This window comes from Pseudomonas fluorescens, assembly GCF_902497995.1.
GTDB classification, from domain to species: Bacteria; Pseudomonadota; Gammaproteobacteria; order Pseudomonadales; family Pseudomonadaceae; genus Aquipseudomonas; species Aquipseudomonas fluorescens_BK.
Map to the genome: position 1 here is coordinate 1 of NZ_CABVII010000066.1, position 577 is coordinate 577.

At 54.4% G+C, this 577-nt stretch carries 2 pseudogenes; one reads left to right on the plus strand and one right to left on the minus strand.

Annotated elements, in window-relative coordinates:
• Positions 1–201 (minus strand): annotated as a pseudogene (locus F8N80_RS30920) (VanW family protein); the annotation flags it as partial.
• A 223-nt stretch (positions 202–424) separates the two neighbouring features.
• On the opposite strand from F8N80_RS30920, the pseudogene F8N80_RS31865 reads away from it, so the two are divergent.
• Positions 425–577 (plus strand): annotated as a pseudogene (locus tag F8N80_RS31865) (glycosyltransferase); the annotation flags it as partial.

A 577-nucleotide genomic window follows, 5' to 3' on the forward strand; every position in this document is an offset into this window, starting at 1 on the left:
TTGCAGGGCGAGGTCCGAGTCGCCGAGTTTGCGGATGAGTTTCGAGGTGTGTTTGAGGTAGCGAAATGGCAGGCGCTCGGCCGTGGCGACGGGGCGTGCGTAGCGTTTGCTGGAACAGCGCCAGGCAATTTGGCGGAACAGTCTTTTTTGCCACACGCGCAGCCAGTACAAGCCCGGGTGGTAGAGGGAAAGTGGTTTCATCCGTGACACAACGGCGTGAGCCGTTTCTTCCTTGAACCGTGAGGGGGAGCGCATTTTATCCGGGAATGACCGGCAGAACCCCATGCATTTCATAAGATCAGTCGTCTTTCTTCGGCATACATTTACCGTCACATCCGCAAATTAAGGTTCGCCTAAGGTTGCATCGCTACGATCGCGGCCAAGAAACCTTGTTGCCCTTGAATCGCAGATGAGTCCTTCCGACATGAAAGCGTTTGATTTACCAGCCCAGCCAGCGTCGAATTTCAGCCTTGTCCTGGTAAATTACAAAACCCCGGACATCACTAAAATGTGCCTCGAACTTCTGCGCGAGCACGTCCAGGAGCAACGCATTCCGGTGTGGGTGGTGGATAACGAT